Here is a 4,038-nt window from a genome sequence, read left to right as displayed (position 1 = left end):
AAAAAACACATCAACTAGAAACACAAAAAAAGGATAAACCCTACCTGGGGTTTATCCTTTTTTTGTGTTTTCTTTTCCTTCTCCCTTAGAACTATTGCTTTAAAAATATGTGGGTGTAAAAATACACTCCATTCTTATTCCGTAAGGCCGAAATCCCGGAAAGGGTATAATCACCTTCTATATTTTTTCTATGGCCAGGGCTATTAAGCCATCCATTTACAACATCTTCTGCTGTAGGATATCCATAGGCTACATTTTCTGCTACAGAACTTCCGTTTACTGCCTCTCTTATTCTATCCGCTCTTTCATCAAATCCATCATGGTTGATGTCATCAATGGAAATCATATATTCGGTGTGTTTTTTTGCCTCTTCAAAAAGCACTTCATTGGCTTCCAATGGAGGTTTTCCGATAGAAGAACGATGAAGGTTGACCAAATTTAAGATTTCCGCATTAATACTGCTTTCATCACTACCCCCTTCATTTTCTACATTGTCATCAGTTGGATTTTCTTCAGGAAAAACCTCATTATTATCACAGGAAAAGAGAAAAAGTGAAGTTGAAAAAATAAATAAAAGGAATAAGTTTCTCATTTTTAATTGGAATGGTTAGGTTATCAAAAAATACAATGAATTTGGGTATCCATTCCTATCCAAAAATGATTCCAATTTTCCCTGAAGTTTCTATTTAATTTACTTTTCCTCTTTAGAACTAGAAAAAAATTTAGATTTACCAGGAGTTTAAAAGCCTGGGTAAAATCTAATCCATCAACTCATAATCAATCAGTAACAAATATATTTCACAATACTAAAAAGTAAAAATAACAAGAAATCCCAAGCAAATAATAATTCAATAAAAAATGGAATTATTGTTAGAATACTCCAATCTTTTCTGGAAACAACTTACTATTAAAAGAATAAAGTCCCCCTCTATCCATTTGAGACTATCAAGCATTAATTTTAGTTGTATTTTCTGAGTTTTAAAAATTCCACAATTTCAGAAAAATTTATTATGGTGTTTTCATCCCTATCTAAATACTTTTTATTTCTATCAATTAGCAAGGTATGCATTCCCAATTCTTTTCCGGCTTTTATTTCTGATTCGGGATTATCCCCTATAATCAAAAGTTCCTCTCTTAAATATCCATACTTTTCTCGAATGGCATTAAAGATTTGTACCTTACCTCCCTTTTGATTAATGGGGTCATCAATAAAAATCTCTTTATAGTCTCCCACTAAATTCAATGCATGGATTTTCGCCCATTGGATATTTTTAAAGCCCGTTGTTACCAGAAATTTATTCAAAGGAATTTTTTGAATAAATCTATAATCCGAAAAGGGTGAAATGGACAAGTCTAACTCTAAATTATTCAGCACCTGGATACTTTCCCTAATCATTCGTTCACTAAATCCAAACTTATCTGCCACCATGTTAAAGGGGCGTTTCCATAGTTCGACTTTGGCCTTCTCAAAATATTCTTCCGTTAATACATCATTTACTTCTTCCAATTTATCAAGAAACGGCTTTAGCATGTTTGGATCTATAGATCTCGTAGGAAAGATGGTATCGTCTAAATCTAATATTAGTGCTTTTATCATTTCCTTTCCAATATTTAAACTATCAATTTAATAACCAAAAATTAATCACGTACTTGCTTATCATAATATTGCTAATGGAATATTGCAGGCTAACCAATTTATAACATTATTTCTTTTGTGGATTTTCTACCCTGGCACTTCAGGCACTTTCATTTTCAAATCTCCTGTACCTTTACTAAAGGAAAGATTAATAAACAAAAGCCATTCCTTTTGTGAATTCTGATTAATTATTCCCAAATCAAGATCTGAAATTTTAAGGAGGGATTTAAGTGCTTTATGTAAACCTAGAATCTTTTTTTCTTCAATTTCAACGCAAAGACTTAAAGCTAGGTCTGAAAACATGTTGAAATTCAAAATACATCCATCATTAATAGAAATTACATTTTGTATTTCTCTCAGGATATTATTTCTGTCTTCTCCGGAAAAAGCCTCCCAATTTAATTTCTTTTGCATCCGTCAAATTATTTTTCTACCCTTAAATTAAAAAATGGACTAATTACACTACCCATGACAATGTACAAATAGGAAAGTTAATAATACAAACGACTCCCTGTTTTTAAGCTGATGAAAGGAATTCAAAACAATTTAATATCAATCGTAAGGATTCCCGTCAATAGATCCAATTATGCCCCCCTTATCGTACCCTATATTCATAAGGAATTTTCCTTTTGCGTATAGCGATATGGACCAGGCTATTCCCCTCATATAGAAAATCGTCATCCCCACAATCAATAAATCATCGAACAACAGTTTTCTGATTCTCAGACCAACTTTTTATCAAAGAAAGCGCATTGTGTATTTCATAGTAGATTGAATTACATTATCATCCTAATTTTCATTATTTCCAGCATTAATACACCATAGTTAATAGAAAAAAATTATTCCCAAGATAAGAGTCCAAAACTAGAAACCAGATTGCTCAATAAAAGAAATAGCAAACAAATAAGGTAACTTCCTCTTCACCATACATTTCCATAAAAAGAAAGATATTACTATTCTCCACTAAACCAAAAACAATAAAAAAAAAATAGCTACCTAACTACTCCAATTTATGGTCCAGCTTCTCGACCAACCATTTAGAGAATTTTACAGAATCCTTTGAATTGGCCTGTTCTAAGAATACAATGTAAGACTCATCGGTAGAAAAGGGAATCAACCAACTGGATCTTTTTACGACTTCCTGATTAAGGATAAAAGGCTCAATGCTAAACCTGGAGGTGTTAAATACCTTAATTTCAAAAGGGAGTAAAACATTTTCCAGTTTCATAGAAGAATTTTTATTTACGTTTTCCGGATAAAGGGTAAAAACCTGAATCACTTTGGAATCCTTGGCGATTTCTGTAATGTTATACAAACCCCTCGTGCGGAAATTATGAATATCTACATACCCAATGGTGTCTGTCAAATTGCTTTTTAGTTCAATACTAAATTGAGATGCATTTTTATTTGATAATTGATATTCGTGCCTTTTCCTGGCATTTAAATAACTTTTATCCAATAAATTGGGAATTATTTTTTCTTCTTTCCCATTAGAAATTATGATCGGTTTTATTTTTCCGGTTTCTGTGCTAATGGGAATCCAATCTTTTTCAGGAGAAACAGTTAATTCAGGACCTTGAACGGTGGGAACAAACACCACCTTCTTTAAAAAAAACATAAATCCAATCAGAACGGCTGCAGTACCTCCAAACTTAATGGCACCTAACTGGAAGGAATTACTCTCCCCAACTCCTCCAAGGAACTGATATAAAATACTTCCTATGGCAATGGAAAACAAAACTATACTCAAGTCCTTTTTTTCATCCTCCATCAAGAAAAAGACAATTCCCAGAGTCAAACCCATAATTATAAGGATTATATTAGCAATTACACCTACTTTATTTTTCATTCCTCTTATAATTACTTTCCCTAACGGTAGGTCTATGGTTAGGCATTAACCTTAATTAATACTAACAAAACCTATTTTTAATTGAAGTTTTTTAAAAAGCAATTTGATAATTATTTTCCCATGTCAGTCAGAAAAAAATTATCATCATTACTTTCATATTGACCTTTCCAAACCTATCAAAACATAGCTTAAAAAATTTCCTAAATACTTCAAATTAAAAGCCATTGATCAACTTTAGACATAAATAATTAAAGCAAATTAACACAAAAATCAGTGTTTAGCAATAACAGCATACAACCAACTAGCTATCAAAAAGTTAAAATACACCCTATTTTTTTCTAAGATTTAGCCTAATGACTCTTTTATAAATAATGATTAAAATTAAAACCTCGTGGGAATGTCATTTAGTTTTGATAAACCAAAACATATATCAAAAGAATTAATAAATATTTCCCAATAAAAAGCCCTCACAGCATCTGTAAGGGCTTATTTTATTTACTTTAATCTGAGTATCAGGAATTAATTATCTCTTGGAATTTCTGAGCGACTAAAA

4 protein-coding genes are annotated in these 4,038 nt (G+C 31.5%); all 4 read right to left on the bottom strand.

Going from position 1 to position 4,038, the window contains the following annotated elements; all coding sequences use genetic code 11:
• Window positions 1–91 precede the first annotated feature (91 nt).
• The 4 genes from E1171_RS05795 to E1171_RS05780 all read right to left on the bottom strand — a co-directional run bounded on the left by E1171_RS05795 (window position 92) and on the right by E1171_RS05780 (window position 3,485).
• Window positions 92–592 (bottom strand): CAP domain-containing protein, encoded by a 501-nt coding sequence (locus E1171_RS05795; RefSeq protein ID WP_155204988.1) that lies wholly within the window; start codon window positions 590–592, stop codon window positions 92–94.
• 366 nt (window positions 593–958) lie between these two features.
• Window positions 959–1,597, bottom strand: a complete 639-nt coding sequence (locus tag E1171_RS05790) for an HAD family hydrolase (RefSeq protein ID WP_155204986.1) — start codon at window positions 1,595–1,597, stop codon at window positions 959–961.
• A gap of 126 nt (window positions 1,598–1,723) precedes the next feature.
• On the bottom strand, window positions 1,724–2,050 hold the full coding sequence (locus tag E1171_RS05785; protein WP_155204984.1) for a hypothetical protein: 327 nt from the start codon (window positions 2,048–2,050) through the stop codon (window positions 1,724–1,726).
• A 586-nt stretch (window positions 2,051–2,636) separates the two neighbouring features.
• Window positions 2,637–3,485 carry a hypothetical protein gene (locus E1171_RS05780; RefSeq protein ID WP_155204982.1) on the bottom strand — a complete coding sequence of 283 codons (849 nt, stop codon included), beginning with the start codon at window positions 3,483–3,485 and terminating at the stop codon, window positions 2,637–2,639.
• Between the last annotated feature and the right edge of the window lie 553 nt (window positions 3,486–4,038).

It is taken from the genome of Xanthovirga aplysinae (assembly GCF_009711365.1).
In the GTDB taxonomy this organism is placed as follows: Bacteria; Bacteroidota; Bacteroidia; order Cytophagales; family Cyclobacteriaceae; genus Xanthovirga; species Xanthovirga aplysinae.
The sequence above is the reverse complement of the archived record's forward strand: the minus strand, read 5'-3'. Positions and strand labels throughout refer to the sequence as shown.

Excerpts from the sequence above, each read along its gene's own strand:
- E1171_RS05795 (WP_155204988.1), bottom strand. The coding sequence starts at position 592 with ATGAGAAACTTATTCCTTTTATTTATTTTTTCAACTTCACTTTTTCTC.
- E1171_RS05790 (WP_155204986.1), bottom strand. The coding sequence starts at position 1,597 with ATGATAAAAGCACTAATATTAGATTTAGACGATACCATCTTTCCTACG.
- E1171_RS05785 (WP_155204984.1), bottom strand. The coding sequence starts at position 2,050 with ATGCAAAAGAAATTAAATTGGGAGGCTTTTTCCGGAGAAGACAGAAAT.
- E1171_RS05780 (WP_155204982.1), bottom strand. The coding sequence starts at position 3,485 with ATGAAAAATAAAGTAGGTGTAATTGCTAATATAATCCTTATAATTATG.